Here is a 14,487-nt window from a genome sequence, read left to right as displayed (position 1 = left end):
TCCAGCTCGCGCCGCTTGCGCTCCTCCTCCTCGGCGCGCAGCCGCTCCAGCTGTTCGAGGCGCTCGCGCTCCAGGCGCTCCTCCTCGGCCTTTCGCGCGGCCTCTTCCTCGGCCTTGCGGCGTGCTTCCTCCTCGGCCTTGCGGCGCGCCTCCTCCCGAGCCTTGATCTCTGCCTCGGAAAGCGGCAGCACCTGGTCGAGCCGGTGGCGTACGACGGTGGTGACGGCCTCGGGCTCCTGGCCGGCGTCCACGACGAGGTAGCGACCGGGGTCGGCCGCGGCCAGGGTCAGGAAACCGGAGCGCACGCGCGCGTGGAACTCGGCGGGCTCCGACTCCAGCCGGTCCGGCGCCTCGGTGAACCGCTCACGCGCGGCCTCCGGCGCGACGTCCAGCAGGACGGTCAGGTGCGGAACGAGCCCGTCGGTCGCCCAGCGGTTGATGCGGGCGATCTCGGTCGGGGACAGGTCGCGGCCGGCGCCCTGGTAGGCCACCGAGGAGTCGATGTACCGGTCGGAGATGACCACGGCACCGCGCTCCAGGGCGGGCCGGACCACGGTGTCGACGTGCTCCGCGCGGTCGGCGGCGTACAGCAGCGCCTCCGCGCGGTGCGACAGACCGGCACTGGAGACGTCCAGCAGGATGGACCGCAGGCGCTTGCCCACCGGGGTCGCCCCTGGCTCGCGCGTCAGCACGACCTCGTGCCCCTTGCTCCTGATCCACTCGGCGAGTGCCTCGGCCTGGGTGGACTTCCCCGCACCGTCGCCACCCTCCAGGGCGATGAAGAAGCCGCTGGTCGCGGGCGTCGGCAGGGGGTCGTCGCCGCCGAGCAGCGCGTCCCGCAGGTCGTGCCGCAGCGGCACGCCGGAACGGTCGTCGACCTTGGCCAGCACCAGCGCGGCCACCGGCAGCAGCAGCGCGCCGACCAGCATCAGGACGAACGCGGCGCCGCCGTGCGCGAAGACGAACTTGCCGTTCTCCAGGCGGTGCGGTCCGATCGCCGCCGCCACCACGGGCGCGACGACCGCGCCGAGCGCCACATAGACCCGGACGACCGCGTGCAGGTGCTCGGTCGTGCGCGTCCGGCGGTGGTCCTCGGTCTCCTGGTCGAGCAGCGTGTGCCCGGTGTTGGCCGCGACGCCCGCGCCGACTCCGGCCAGCGCGAGGAGCAGCAGCACGGTGGTGTCGTCCGGAACGAGGCCGGCGGCCAGCAGGGCGACGCCGGCGAAGGCGATCGCCAGGGCCAGCAGCCGCCGACGGGACAGGGAGGGCAGCAGGGCGGGGGCCGTGCGGATGCCGACGACGACACCGCCGGTCAGCGCGCCCACCATCAGCCCGTACAGAACGGGGCCACCGCCGAGGTCCTTGGCGTGCAGCACCGCCACGGCGACCGCCGCGGCCACCACAGCGGCGACCGCCGCGCAGGCGAGCACCAGCAGCGGGAGGGCGCCGGTGCGGCCCCTGTCGACGCCCGACTCGCTCTTCGGACGGCGCATGCCCTCCAGTGGCGACCGCGCGCGCGGGGTACGGACGCCGGGCAGCTCCAGGAAGGTCACCACGGACAGGGAGGCGGCGAACAGCCCGGCCGCGACGTACGAACCGAGCGCCGCCTGGTGCTCGGCGAACCAGTCGACACCGGCGCCCAGCAGGTTGTTGAAGAGCCCCGCGACGACCAGCACGGCACCGGCCAGCGGGACCGCCACGAAGCCCGTACGCAGCGACAGGCGGCGCAGCGCGTCCATGTGGTCGGGCAGCGGTCGTATCGTCGCGCCCTCCGGGGGAGGGGCGGGCAGCAGGGCGGGCGCCGCGCTCTCCCGGCACACCGTCCAGAAGCGCTCGGCGACGCCGGTGACAAAAACGGTCACCAGGAGGACGGCGAGCGCGTCGTCCGGCGTCCAGTCGATCCACAGGGGCGCGACGATCAGCAGCGCGGCCCGCAGCCCGTCGGCGCCGACCATGGTCCAGCGGCGGTCGAGCGGACCGTCGTGCGAGGTGAGTGAGGTGAGGGGCCCCAGAAGTACGGCACCGAAGAGCAGCGTCGCCAGGATGCGTACGCCGAAAACGGTCGCCACTGCGAACGCCACGCCCCGGTACCCGCCGCCGAACGAGCCCGCGCCGATGGCGGCCTGGACGGCGAGGAGGACCAGCACCAGGAGGGCGAGGATGTCGCCGACACCCCCCACGAGCTGTGCGCTCCACAACCGCCTCAGCTGCGGGCGGCGCAGCAGGGCGCGGACGGCGCGCTCGCGGGAGTCCGCGACCAGGGCGTCGTCCGGGGCGGGGTGAGGGGCCGTTGGCTGCTCGGCTCGCGTCATGCGTTCAGCCTATCGGTCGGCGGCGACAGTCCGGCGAGCCCGGCCGAACGTACGCACGCCCCGACACCGAAATGATGCCGGGGCGTTCGTTTCGCGAAGAGCGCGGAAGACTGCGGGAGACTCCGGGGAAGAGTCCGCGAAGCGTCGAGGAGAGGAGGTCAGTCCTCCGAAGTGCTCGACGCGGTCGCCTTCTTGGTGGCCGTTTTGGTGGTGGCCGTCTTCTTGGTGGCGGTCTTGGCCGTGGTCTTCTTCGCGGCCGTCGTCTTGGCCGCAGCCGTCTTCTTGGCCGCGGTCTTCTTCGCCGTCGCCTTCTTGGCCGGGGCCTTCTTCGCGGCGGACTTCTTCGCCGTCTTCTTGGCGGGCCCCTTGGCCCGCTTCTCGGCGAGCAGCTCGTAGCCGCGCTCCGGCGTGATCTCCTCGACGCTGTCGCCGGAGCGCAGGGTCGCGTTGGTCTCGCCGTCGGTGACGTACGCGCCGAAGCGGCCGTCCTTGACCACGACCGGCTTCTCGCTGACCGGGTCGGTGCCCAGCTCCTTCAGCGGCGGCTTGGCCGCGGCCCGGCCACGCTGCTTGGGCTGGGCGTAGATCGCCAGCGCCTCCTCCAGCGTGATGGTGAAGAGCTGCTCCTCGGAGGTGAGGGACCGCGAGTCCGTGCCCTTCTTCAGGTACGGGCCGTAGCGGCCGTTCTGCGCGGTGATCTCGACGCCCTCGGCGTCCGTGCCGACGACACGCGGCAGCGACATGAGCTTGAGGGCGTCGTCCAGGGTGACCGTGTCCAGCGCCATCGACTTGAACAGCGAGGCCGTACGCGGCTTCACGGCGTTCTTGCCGGTCTTCGGGGTGCCCTCGGGGAGCACCTCGGTGACGTAGGGGCCGTAGCGGCCGTCCTTGGCGACGATGGCGTGGCCGGTGGCCGGGTCGGTGCCCAGCTCGAAGTCGCCGCTCGGCTTGGCGAGCAGTTCCTCCGCCAGCTCGACGGACAGCTCGTCCGGCGCCAGGTCCTCGGGGACGTCGGCGCGCTGGTGGTTCTCGGAGTCCTTCTCGCCGCGCTCGATGTACGGGCCGTAGCGCCCGACGCGCAGCACGATGTCGTTGCCGACGGGGAAGGACGACACCTCGCGCGCGTCGATCGCGCCGAGGTCGGTCACCAGCTCCTTGAGGCCGCCGAGGTGGTCACCGTCGCCGTTGCCGGCGTCGGCCGCGCCGCCGCTTCCCGCGCCCTCTCCGAAGTAGAAGCGCCGCAGCCACGGCACCGCCTGGGCCTCGCCGCGGGCGATGGCGTCGAGGTCGTCCTCCATCTTGGCGGTGAAGTCGTAGTCGACGAGCCGCCCGAAGTGCTTCTCCAGGAGGTTGACCACGGCGAAGGACAGGAAGGACGGGACCAGGGCCGTGCCCTTCTTGAAGACGTAGCCGCGGTCCAGGATCGTGCCGATGATCGACGCGTACGTCGACGGGCGGCCGATCTCGCGCTCTTCCAGCTCCTTGACCAGCGACGCCTCGGTGTAGCGGGCCGGGGGCTTGGTCGCGTGGCCGTCGACCGTGATCTCCTCGGCCGTCAGCGCGTCGCCCTGGGCGACCTGCGGCAGCCGGCGCTCGCGGTCGTCCAGCTCGGCGTTCGGGTCGTCGGCACCCTCGACGTAGGCCTTCAGGAAGCCGTGGAAGGTGATCGTCTTGCCGGAGGCGCTGAACTCGACGTCCCGGCCGTCGGAGGCCGCGCCACCGATCTTCACGGTGACGCTGTTGCCGGTCGCGTCCTTCATCTGGGAGGCGACGGTCCGCTTCCAGATCAGCTCGTAGAGCTTGAACTGGTCGCCGGTCAGACCGGTCTCGGCGGGGGTGCGGAAGCGGTCGCCGGAGGGGCGGATCGCCTCGTGCGCCTCCTGCGCGTTCTTGACCTTGCCGGCGTACGTACGCGGCTGGGCGGGCAGGTAGTCGGCGCCGTACAGCTGCGTGACCTGGGCGCGGGCGGCGGAGACCGCCGTGTCGCTCAGGGTCGTCGAGTCCGTACGCATGTAGGTGATGTAGCCGTTCTCGTACAGCTTCTGGGCGATCTGCATGGTCGCCTTGGCGCCGAAGCCGAGCTTCCTCGAAGCCTCCTGCTGCAGCGTCGTCGTGCGGAACGGGGCGTACGGCGAGCGGCGGTACGGCTTTGACTCGACGGAGCGGACGGCGAAGCGCGTGTTCTCCAGGGCGGCGGCGAGCGCGCGGGCGTTCGCCTCGTCGAGATGGAGGGTGTTCGCGCTCTTGATCTGCCCCAGGGAGTCGAAGTCGCGGCCCTGCGCGACGCGCCGTCCGTCGACGGTCTGGAGGCGGGCGACCAGCGACGACGGGTCGGAGGCGTCTCCGGCGCGGCCGGTCGCGAAGGTGCCCGTCAGGTCCCAGTACTCGGCGGAACGGAACGCGATGCGCTCGCGTTCCCGCTCGACGACGAGGCGGGTGGCGACGGACTGGACGCGGCCCGCCGAGAGCTTCGGCATGACCTTCTTCCACAGGACCGGCGAGACCTCGTAGCCGTAGAGGCGGTCGAGGATGCGGCGGGTCTCCTGGGCGTCGACGAGCTTCTGGTTCAGCTCGCGCGGGTTGGCGACGGCGGCGCGGATCGCGTCCTTGGTGATCTCGTGGAACACCATGCGCTTGACTGGGATCTTCGGCTTGAGGACTTCCTGGAGGTGCCAGGCGATGGCCTCGCCCTCGCGGTCCTCATCGGTGGCGAGGAAGAGCTCGTCGGAGTCCTTCAGCAGGTCCTTGAGCTTCTTGACCTGGGCCTTCTTGTCGGCGTTGACCACATAGATCGGCTGGAAGTCGTGTTCGACGTCCACACCGAGGCGGCGGACCTCGCCGGTGTACTTCTCGGGCACCTCCGCGGCGCCGCTGGGAAGGTCGCGGATGTGCCCGACGCTCGCCTCGACGACGTAGCCAGGGCCGAGATAGCCCTTGATCGTCTTCGCCTTGGCAGGCGACTCGACGATGACGAGTCGGCGGCCGCCGTTCGCGGTCTCGCTGGTCGGGGACAACTTCGCTCTTCTCTCCGGTCGACGCTGGGGCGTCCCCAGGCAGTGCTCCCGGGGTCGGGTCGTGCTGCGCTTCGGTCGTGACGCTGCGGAGTGTGACGGTACCTCCCGCCCCCGTGTCAAACGGGAAAAGCCCGCAACGGCCACTCGAACGGTAACCCGACGAACCCTGTTCCTGCCGACCGGAGTGTTTACCGGCCCTGATGCGTGTATCCGGAGGGCGATCCCCCGATTACTGGGGCGGGGGTGCGGCCGGGGGCCGGAACCGGCCCCTCACACGTGCGTCAGACACCATGCCCCGAGGATCAGCGCGACCACGGCGGCGGCGCTCGCGACGGTCGCCGATGCGACGGGGTTCACACCGTGCGCGACAGGCCGGCCGTGCCGGACCCGCGTCGCGGTCCACACCAGCAGACCGGCCCCGAACAGGGCGAACACCATTCCCGCGAAGATCGCCGGCCCGCTCTCCATGGTCCCCGTGCCCCTTTTCTCCAACCCGCGAGTGTCCAGCCTCCGGGAGGCTGTCACGCACGGGCGGCGGGCAGGCGAACCCCAGGTGAACGGGGAGCCGACGGACTCGGTGAGCCCCGGCCCGTGGCTCGTTTCTCCCGTACGGCGCCCCTCCGCCGACGCGTCTCTACGCCGGTTCGAGGAAGCCCTGCTCCACCAGCAGCCGGATCTGGGCGGGCGTGCGGTCGCGCAACGCCACCGGGTCCTCGCCCACCAGCTGGGCGATGGCGTCCAGGATGCGGCCCGCGCTCATGGTCCCGTCGCAGACGCCCGCGAAACCGGCGCCGACCGTGTCGACCCGGGTGGCCCGGCGCATGCCGCGGTTCTGGCGCAGGACGACGTGCTCCGGGTCCTCGGCGCCGGGCAGCCCGACCTGCTCCTGGACGACCTCGCCGGCCAGTGTGAAATGCGCCTCGAGGAGGGCTGCGTCGTCATGGGCGCGCAGGTAGTCGACGCGGTCGAAGTGCGCGCGCACCGTCTCGCCGAGCGGCTGCTCGATCGGGTGCGGCCACTCCTCGGCGACGATCGAGGGCTCGGCGGACCCGGTCCGGCGCAGGGTGATCCAGCCGAAGCCGACGGCCTTGACCTTCCGCGTCTCGAACTCGTCCAGCCACGCGTCGTACCGCGCCTGGTACTCGGCCGCGTCGGCGCGGTGGTCGCCCGCGTCCCTGAGCCACAGCTCGGCGTACTGCGTGACGTCCTGCACCTCGCGCTGCACGATCCAGGCGTCGCAGCCGCGCGGCACCCAGGAGCGCAGCCGGTCCGTCCAGTCCTCCCCCTCCACGTGCTGCCAGTTGGCGAGGAAGTGCGCGAACCCGCCCTCGTTCAGGCGCTCCCCCGTCTGCTGAACGAGCGAGCGGCACAGATCGTCCCCGCCCATTCCGCCGTCGCGGTAGGTGAGGCGGGCGCCCGGCGAGATCACGAACGGCGGGTTGGAGACGATCAGGTCGTACGTCTCGTCGTCCTCGATCGGCTCGTAGAGCGAGCCCTCGCGCAGTTCGGCGGCCGGGGCGCCGGACAGGGCGAGCGTGAGCGCGGTGATGTGCAGCGCGCGCGGGTTGAGGTCGGTCGCCGTCACACGCGTGGCGTGCCGGGCGGCGTGCAGGGCCTGGATGCCGGAGCCGGTACCGAGGTCGAGGGCGGCGGAGACGGGCGTACGGACGGTGAGGCCGGCCAGCGTCATGGAGGCGCCGCCGACGCCGAGGACGACGCCCTCGGCGCGGTTGCCGATGCCACCGGCGCCACCGACCGCGCAGCCCAGGTCGGAGACGATGAACCAGTCCTCGCCGCCGGGCCCGCCGTACGGCCGTACGTCCACGGTCGCCGCCACCTCGTCGTCGCCCGCGCGGACGAGCCACCCGCTCTCCAGGCAGGCGTCGACGGGCAGGACGTCGGCCACGCGCGCGTGGAGCACGGGTTGCTGGAGCAGGAACAGCCGTACGAGCAGTTCGAGCGGCGTGTCGCCGCGGGTGGCCCGCAGCGCGGGCACGGTCTCGCTGCGCGACAGCGCCGCGTAGGCGGGGGCGCCGAGCAGCTCCAGCAGTCCGTCGGCGGTGAAGGAGGCCCCGAGCAGGGCGTCCCGCAACCGTGCGGTGACGTCGGGGCGGTCGGCGGAGGGCAGGGGGGACAGGCTGGCGTTACTCACACCCCCATTGTGGCCCCGCGTCCTCCGCCCCGCCCCCGTGCGGCAGAGGTCAGCCGGCCGCGGCCGACGGCGTCACCGAGGCCGACTTGCAGCTCTCCTGCTTGGCCATCGCCTGGCCGACGTCGCCCTCCTCAAGGGTCTTCAGGGCGTCGTTGCCGCTCTTGCTGAGCTTGTTCAGCTCGGTGGCGATGTCCTTGAGGCCGTCGGCGAACTTCGCCTGGTCCTTGGTGTCGAGGTCCTCCACCTGCTTGCGCAGAGAGGCGTACGACGAGGAGAGGCCGTTGAGCTCGGTGACCGCGTCCTTCTGCTTCTTCTCGCCCTCGTCGACGTCCGGAGCCCCGGCCTTCTGGACGGCGCTGCCCATGGCCTTGTAGGCGTCGGACATGTCCTGGAACGCCTTCGCGTCGGTCTTCTGGACCTCCGCCGGCGTGCTGTTGTCCGAGGTCTCCTTCTGGATCGCCGCGTTGGCCGCCTCGATCTTCCTGGCCTGCGGCTGCACGGCGTCGCAGACCTCCTTGGCCCAGGAGTCCAGCTTGTCGTTGTCGTCGCTGCTGCTGCATCCCGTCAGCGCCAGTACCAGTACCGCACCGCCGGACAGTGCGGCCGCGAGCTTCTTGTTCACCGGATTGGTCCCTTCCATGGCTCTCGGCCCCGGAACATACACGCCGGATGGGGGACACTCGCAGGACGAACATCCATTAAGACCGTATTGCAGCCATTTGCACCAAGAGAGAGAAGGCTCACGGTGAGGGGCGCACGCGCGCACGACGCGGGCGGACGACGCGTCAATACGCGTCGTCCGCCCACTCCTTGACCTGCGCCTGTGACAGGGCTCCCGGCCGGGACCTACGAAACCACCGCCGGATCGGCCGATTTGGGCTCCTGATCGGTGTCGTCCTCGTCACCCATGGCGATTCCGCGCCGCTTCGACACGTAGACCGCCGCGGCGATGACCACGAACGCGAGGACGGCGATCGCGACCCGTACGCCGATGCTCTTGTCGGCGCCGTAGGAGAACTTGATGACCGCCGGCGCGATGAGCAGCGCCACCAGGTTCATGACCTTCAGCAACGGGTTGATCGCCGGGCCCGCGGTGTCCTTGAACGGGTCGCCGACGGTGTCGCCGATGACGGTGGCGGCATGCGCCTCGCTGCCCTTGCCGCCGTGGTGACCGTCCTCGACGAGTTTCTTGGCGTTGTCCCAGGAACCACCGGAGTTGGCGAGGAACACCGCCATCAGCGTGCCCGCGCCGATCGCGCCGGCCAGGAACGCTCCGAGCGCTCCCACACCGAGCGTGAACCCGATGAAGATGGGCGCCATCACGGCGAGCAGCCCGGGCGTGGCGAGTTCCCGCAGGGCGTCCCTGGTGCAGATGTCGACGACCTTGCCGTACTCCGGTTTCTCGGTGTAGTCCATGATTCCGGGACGCTCCCGGAACTGCCGCCGCACCTCGTAGACCACCGCGCCCGCCGAACGCGACACCGCGTTGATCGCCAGCCCCGAGAAGAGGAAGACGACCGCCGCGCCCGCGATGAGCCCGACCAGGTTGTTGGGCTGCGAGATGTCCATCATCAGGGTCATCGGCGCTCCCTCGCCGCTGAGTTTCTCGCCCACGTCAGCCGCGCCGGTGGTGATGGCGTCGCGGTACGACCCGAACAGGGCCGCCGCCGCGAGGACGGCGGTGGCGATGGCGATGCCCTTGGTGATGGCCTTGGTGGTGTTGCCGACCGCGTCGAGGTCGGTGAGCACCTGGGCGCCGGCACCCTCGACGTCGCCGGACATCTCGGCGATGCCCTGCGCGTTGTCGGAGACCGGCCCGAAGGTGTCCATGGCGACGATCACACCGACCGTGGTGAGCAGGCCGGTGCCGGCCAGCGCCACCGCGAACAGGGCCAGCATGATCGACGTACCGCCGAGCAGGAAGGCCCCGTAGACGCCGAGGCCGATCAACAGGGCGGTGTAGACGGCGGATTCGAGACCGAGGGAGATACCGGCGAGAACGACGGTGGCGGGCCCCGTGAGCGAGCTCTTGCCGATGTCCCTGACGGGGCGCCGGGTGGTCTCGGTGAAGTAGCCGGTGAGCTGCTGGATCAGGGCGGCGAGCACGATGCCGATCGCCACCGCGACGAGCGCGAGGATCCGCGGGTCGCCGTCCCGGCCGGCGATCGCCGCGTCGGTGACGCCGTCCAGTTCCGAGTACTTCCCGGGCAGGTAGACGAAGACGGCCACCGCCACCAGCACCAGCGAGATCACCGCGGAGATGAAGAAGCCCCGGTTGATCGCGCTCATGCCGCTGCGGTCGGACCGCCGGGGCGCCACCGCGAAGATGCCGATCATGGCCGTGATCACGCCGATCGCCGGCACCAGCAGCGGGAACGCCAGTCCCGCGTCGCCGAAGGCCACCTTGCCGAGGATCAGCGCGGCCACCAGGGTGACGGCGTACGACTCGAAGAGGTCGGCCGCCATGCCCGCGCAGTCGCCGACGTTGTCGCCCACGTTGTCGGCGATGGTCGCGGCATTGCGCGGATCGTCCTCCGGAATGCCCTTCTCGACCTTGCCGACCAGGTCGGCGCCGACGTCGGCGGCCTTGGTGAAGATGCCGCCGCCGACTCGCATGAACATCGCGATCAGCGCGGCACCGAGGCCGAAGCCCTCCAGCACCTTCGGCGCGTCGGCCGCGTACACCAGCACCACGCAGCAGGCGCCCAGCAGGCCGAGCCCCACCGTGAACATGCCGACCACGCCGCCCGTGCGAAATGCGATCTTCGTAGCTTTGTGCGAGACGAGGGTGAGGTCCTTTTCCGGTTCGCCGGGGGCCGGTGTCGCTTCCCGCGCCGCCGCGGCGACGCGCACATTGCTGCGTACGGCGAGCCACATGCCGATATAGCCGGTGGCCGCCGAGAACGCCGCGCCGATCAGGAAGAAGATCGAACGTCCGGCCCGTTGATTCCAGTCGTCCGCGGGCAGCAGCATGAGCAGAAAGAACACGACGCCGGCGAATACGCCGAGCGTGCGAAGCTGCCTGGCCAGATAGGCGTTCGCGCCTTCCTGGATGGCCGCCGCGATCTTTTTCATGCTGTCGGTTCCCTCGCCCGCCGCGAGTACCTGGCGCACCAGGACACCCGCGAGCACCAGCGCGGCCAGCGCGACGACCGCGATGACCGCGACCAGGGCGCGGTTCGAGTCGGTCAGCACGGCGGCTGCGATGGTCGAGGTATCGCCCAACTGATGAGGGGTGGAAAGCTCCGCCATTCGTCCTCCTTGACGCTTGGGCTGAGCTCAAGATGTGGACGGGATTGTAGGTACCGGAACCTGATCAAAACAGTGCACGACAAAAGGAATTAGCCTGTCAACCACACGGGGCCCGGAAGTAGTAATGCCCTTCCGGCATTAACACTGTGATCCTTTTTCCGCGCGGTTGATCGCACGAATGATCGCACGACTGATCGTGAATGAATTCACTTAACGCCCGCTCGGCACCACTGTATGCGTGGACCTCGGCTTCCGCACATGACAAAGGGCCCTACGAGGTAGGGCCCTTCGGGTGAAACGGGTGAGGCGGGTGACCTCGGGTGACGGAAGTGGGTGTCAGAGCGGCGGCAGCACCGCCGGCGCGGTCGGCCAGGTCATGCGGATCAGTCCGCCGTCCTCGCCGGCCGTGACCTCCACGTCGTCGACGAGTCCGCTGATGACCGCGAGACCCATCTCGTCCTCCTCGGCTTCCAGTGCGTCGGCGGCGGTGCCCGGGTTTCCGGCCCCGGGTACCGCGTGCGGCGCCTCGTCGCCGACCTCGATGGAGAACTGCTTCTCCTCCTCGATCAGCGACACCTTGACCGGCGCCGTGATGCCGACGTGCTGATGCAGACCCACAGCCCGGGTGCAGGCCTCGCCGACGGCGAGCCTGACCTCGTCGAGGACGGCCTCGTCCACTCCGGCCCTGCGTGCCACCGCCGCCGCCACCAGACGGGCGGTGCGGACATGCTCGGGCAGCGCGCTGAAGCGGAGTTCAACGGTGGCCATGCATCCCCCTCGGAACTACGGGCGTGCTTTCGAGGGTCCGGGCCGCCGACAGCCCGGACCCCCCTTGTTCTCTTGCGTCCCGGGCCCGGGGGCCCGGAACCGGTCGTCAGTCGGTGGCCGCCACCGCTTCCTCGACCGAGGTGTGAATGGGGAACACCTTGGTGAGGCCGGTGATACGGAAGATCTTGAGAATGCGCTCCTGGTTGCAGACCAGGCGCAGCGAGCCCTCATGGGCACGCACCCGCTTCAGTCCGCCGACCAGCACGCCGAGCCCGGTGGAGTCGAGGAAGTCCACGCCCTCCATGTCGACGACGAGGTGGAAACTCCCGTCGTTCACGAGCTCGACCAGCTGCTCTCGCAGCTTGGGCGCGGTGTATACGTCAATTTCGCCACCGACCTCGACGACCGTACGATCGCCGACGGTACGGGTCGACAGGGACAGGTCCACGGATCCTCCAGCACCTTGCTATCGAGCGGGTCGCCCTTCGGGACACCTCGGCTTGAAGCCCCCAGGACGGTTCGCCAGCCGCGATGGCATTCAATCACTTACCGGCAGGCGTGCACGACGCCTTGGTCCCATTGTCCGTCACGCCGGTGACAGACTCGGTGCCGATGGCCAAGAATCACCGATCCGATCGACCCCCGGCGGAGCCCGGCTCCAGGCCGGAACCGGGCATGCTCCTGGACCGGCTCGCGGCGGGGCCGAGCCGGGCTGCGCGCATCACTCATACGGAGCACTTGCCCCCGCGTGCGGGCCGTCATGCCGTCTGGCCGGACCGGATTCGACCGGAGGTCCTCGCGGCGGTGCGGGCCGCGGGCATCGAACACCCCTGGGCCCACCAGGCACGCGTGGCCGAGCACGCCCTGGACGGCGACTCCGTGGTCGTCGCCACGGGCACCGCGTCCGGCAAGTCCCTGGCGTATCTGGTGCCGGTGCTGTCGACGCTCCTGGACGGATCCGAGGCCCCCAACGGGCGTGGCGCCACCGCCCTCTACCTGGCTCCGACCAAGGCGCTGGCCGCCGACCAGTGCCGGTCCGTGAAGGAACTCTCACACCCTCTGGGCACATCCGTGCGGACCGCGGTCTACGACGGCGACACGCCGTTCGAGGAACGCGAGTGGATCCGCCAGTACGGCACCTACGTCCTGACCAACCCGGACATGCTGCACCGGGGCATCCTGCCGTCCCACCCCCGCTGGTCCTCCTTCCTGAAGTCCCTGAAGTACGTCGTCATCGACGAGTGCCACACCTACCGCGGTGTCTTCGGCTCCCATGTCGCCCAGGTGCTGCGCAGACTGCGCCGACTGTGTGCGCGCTACGGCGCGTCGCCCGTCTTCCTGCTCGCCTCGGCCACCGCCGCCGAGCCCTCGGTGGCGGCCCGCCGGCTCACCGGGCTGCCGGTGGTCGAGGTCGCCGACGACGCCTCACCGCGCGGTGAACTGGTGTTCGCCCTCTGGGAACCGCCGCTGACCGAGCTGGAGGGCGAGAAGGGCGCGCCGGTCCGCCGCACGGCCACCGCCGAGGCCGCCGACCTGCTCACCGACCTCACCGTGCAGGGGATGCGCTCCATCACCTTCGTACGCTCCCGGCGTGGCGCCGAGCTGATCTCGGTGATCGCCAAGGAACGTCTGGCCGAGGTCGACCGCTCGCTGCCCCGGCGCGTGGCGGCGTACCGCGGCGGCTACCTCCCCGAGGAACGTCGCGCCCTGGAACGTGCCCTGCACTCCGGTGAACTCCTCGGCCTCGCGGCGACGAACGCCCTGGAACTCGGCCTCGACATCTCCGGCCTGGACGCCGTGGTGATCGCCGGCTACCCGGGCACCCGGGCGTCGCTGTGGCAGCAGGCGGGCCGGGCGGGGCGGTCCGGGCAGGGAGCCCTCGCGGTGCTGGTGGCCCGCGACGATCCGCTGGACACCTTCCTCGTCCACCACCCCGAGGCCCTGTTCGACCAGCCCGTGGAGTCCACGGTCCTCGACCCCGACAACCCGTACGTACTCGCCCCCCACCTGTGCGCGGCGGCGGCCGAACTGCCCCTGACCGACGACGACCTGACGCTGTTCGGCCCCGCCTGCGAGGAGTTGCTTCCCCAGCTGGAGGCGGCCAGGCTGCTGCGCCGCCGGACGCGGGCCTGGCACTGGACGCGTCGGGAGAGGGCCGCCGACCTGACCGACATCCGCGGGGAGGGCGGGCGGCCGGTCCAGGTCGTCGAGGCCGGGACGGGCCGGCTGCTGGGCACGGTGGACGCCGGCGCCGCCCACACGACGGTCCACGAGGGCGCCGTGCACCTCCACCAGGGCCGCACGTATCTCGTCCGCTCCCTGGATCTGGAGGACTCCGTCGCGCTGGTCGAGGAGGCCACACCCGCATACTCGACGGTCGCCCGCGACACGACGGCGATCTCGGTCCTGGAGACCGACATCGAGGTCCCCTGGGGCGACGGGCGCCTGTGCTACGGCTCCGTCGAGGTCACCAACCAAGTGGTCTCCTTCCTGCGCCGGCGCCTCATCACCGGCGAGGTCCTGGGTGAGACGAAGCTCGACCTCCCTCCTCGGACGCTGCGCACCCGCGCCGTGTGGTGGACGGTCACCGAGGACCAGCTGGACGCTGCCCGGATCAACCCGGAGATCCTCGGCGGAGCCCTGCACGCCGCCGAGCACGCCTCGATCGGCATGCTGCCCCTCTTCGCGACCTGCGACCGCTGGGACATCGGCGGCGTGTCGGTCCCCCTGCACCCCGACACGCTCCTCCCGACGGTCTTCGTCTACGACGGCCACCCCGGCGGCGCGGGCTTCGCCGAGCGCGCCTTCCACACCGCCCGCGAGTGGCTCACCGCCACCCGGGAGGCCATCGCCTCCTGCGAGTGCGACGCCGGCTGCCCGTCCTGCATCCAGTCCCCCAAGTGCGGCAACGGCAACGAGCCACTGCACAAGCGGGGGGCCGTACGGCTCCTCACGGTGCTGCTGCGGGGAGCCGCGGAGGGGGAGGCGG

Annotated in this window: 9 protein-coding genes; 1 reads left to right on the top strand and 8 read right to left on the bottom strand. The window is 70.9% G+C overall.

Annotated features, from left to right (window positions below; genetic code table 11):
- The 8 genes from tmk to bldG form a co-directional block, all read right to left on the bottom strand.
- Positions 1 to 2,312 (bottom strand): dTMP kinase (gene tmk / locus EBH09_RS19905; RefSeq protein ID WP_121748322.1); only part of this gene is annotated, 2,312 nt, incomplete at its 3' end.
- Positions 2,313 to 2,470: 158 nt separating this feature from the next.
- Positions 2,471 to 5,326 (bottom strand): type I DNA topoisomerase, encoded by a 2,856-nt coding sequence (gene topA, locus EBH09_RS19900; protein ID WP_121748321.1) that lies wholly within the window; start codon positions 5,324 to 5,326, stop codon positions 2,471 to 2,473.
- A gap of 270 nt (positions 5,327 to 5,596) precedes the next feature.
- Positions 5,597 to 5,794, bottom strand: coding sequence for a hypothetical protein (locus EBH09_RS19895; RefSeq protein WP_121748320.1), 198 nt, complete (start codon positions 5,792 to 5,794; stop codon positions 5,597 to 5,599).
- Between the two features lie 166 nt (positions 5,795 to 5,960).
- A complete protein-coding gene (locus tag EBH09_RS19890) occupies positions 5,961 to 7,478 on the bottom strand; it encodes a class I SAM-dependent methyltransferase (RefSeq protein WP_121748319.1) in 1,518 nt (505 codons plus the stop codon).
- A gap of 49 nt (positions 7,479 to 7,527) precedes the next feature.
- The gene (locus EBH09_RS19885; RefSeq protein WP_121748318.1) at positions 7,528 to 8,118 is read right to left on the bottom strand and encodes a small secreted protein; all 591 of its coding nucleotides are present in this window, start codon (positions 8,116 to 8,118) and stop codon (positions 7,528 to 7,530) included.
- Positions 8,119 to 8,324: 206 nt separating this feature from the next.
- A complete protein-coding gene (locus EBH09_RS19880; RefSeq protein ID WP_121748317.1) occupies positions 8,325 to 10,730 on the bottom strand; it encodes a sodium-translocating pyrophosphatase in 2,406 nt (801 codons plus the stop codon).
- A gap of 336 nt (positions 10,731 to 11,066) precedes the next feature.
- Positions 11,067 to 11,498 carry an ATP-binding protein gene (locus EBH09_RS19875; protein WP_121748316.1) on the bottom strand — a complete coding sequence of 144 codons (432 nt, stop codon included), beginning with the start codon at positions 11,496 to 11,498 and terminating at the stop codon, positions 11,067 to 11,069.
- Positions 11,499 to 11,604: 106 nt separating this feature from the next.
- A complete protein-coding gene (gene bldG / locus EBH09_RS19870) occupies positions 11,605 to 11,946 on the bottom strand; it encodes an anti-sigma factor antagonist BldG (protein WP_003975386.1) in 342 nt (113 codons plus the stop codon).
- 83 nt (positions 11,947 to 12,029) lie between these two features.
- On the opposite strand from bldG, the gene EBH09_RS19865 reads away from it, so the two are divergent.
- The coding region (locus tag EBH09_RS19865) for a DEAD/DEAH box helicase (RefSeq protein WP_193776414.1) at positions 12,030 to 14,487 on the top strand (2,458 nt) is incomplete at its 3' end.

It is taken from the genome of Streptomyces sp. E2N166 (assembly GCF_003671715.1).
GTDB classification, from domain to species: domain Bacteria; phylum Actinomycetota; class Actinomycetes; order Streptomycetales; family Streptomycetaceae; genus Streptomyces; species Streptomyces thinghirensis.
The sequence above is the reverse complement of the archived record's forward strand: the minus strand, read 5'-3'. Positions and strand labels throughout refer to the sequence as shown.

Bases quoted from the DNA above. Each gene is read 5' to 3' on its own strand.
- EBH09_RS19875 (WP_121748316.1), bottom strand. From the start codon at position 11,498: ATGGCCACCGTTGAACTCCGCTTCAGCGCGCTGCCCGAGCATGTCCGC.
- EBH09_RS19880 (WP_121748317.1), bottom strand. From the start codon at position 10,730: ATGGCGGAGCTTTCCACCCCTCATCAGTTGGGCGATACCTCGACCATC.
- EBH09_RS19885 (WP_121748318.1), bottom strand. From the start codon at position 8,118: ATGGAAGGGACCAATCCGGTGAACAAGAAGCTCGCGGCCGCACTGTCC.
- EBH09_RS19895 (WP_121748320.1), bottom strand. From the start codon at position 5,794: ATGGAGAGCGGGCCGGCGATCTTCGCGGGAATGGTGTTCGCCCTGTTC.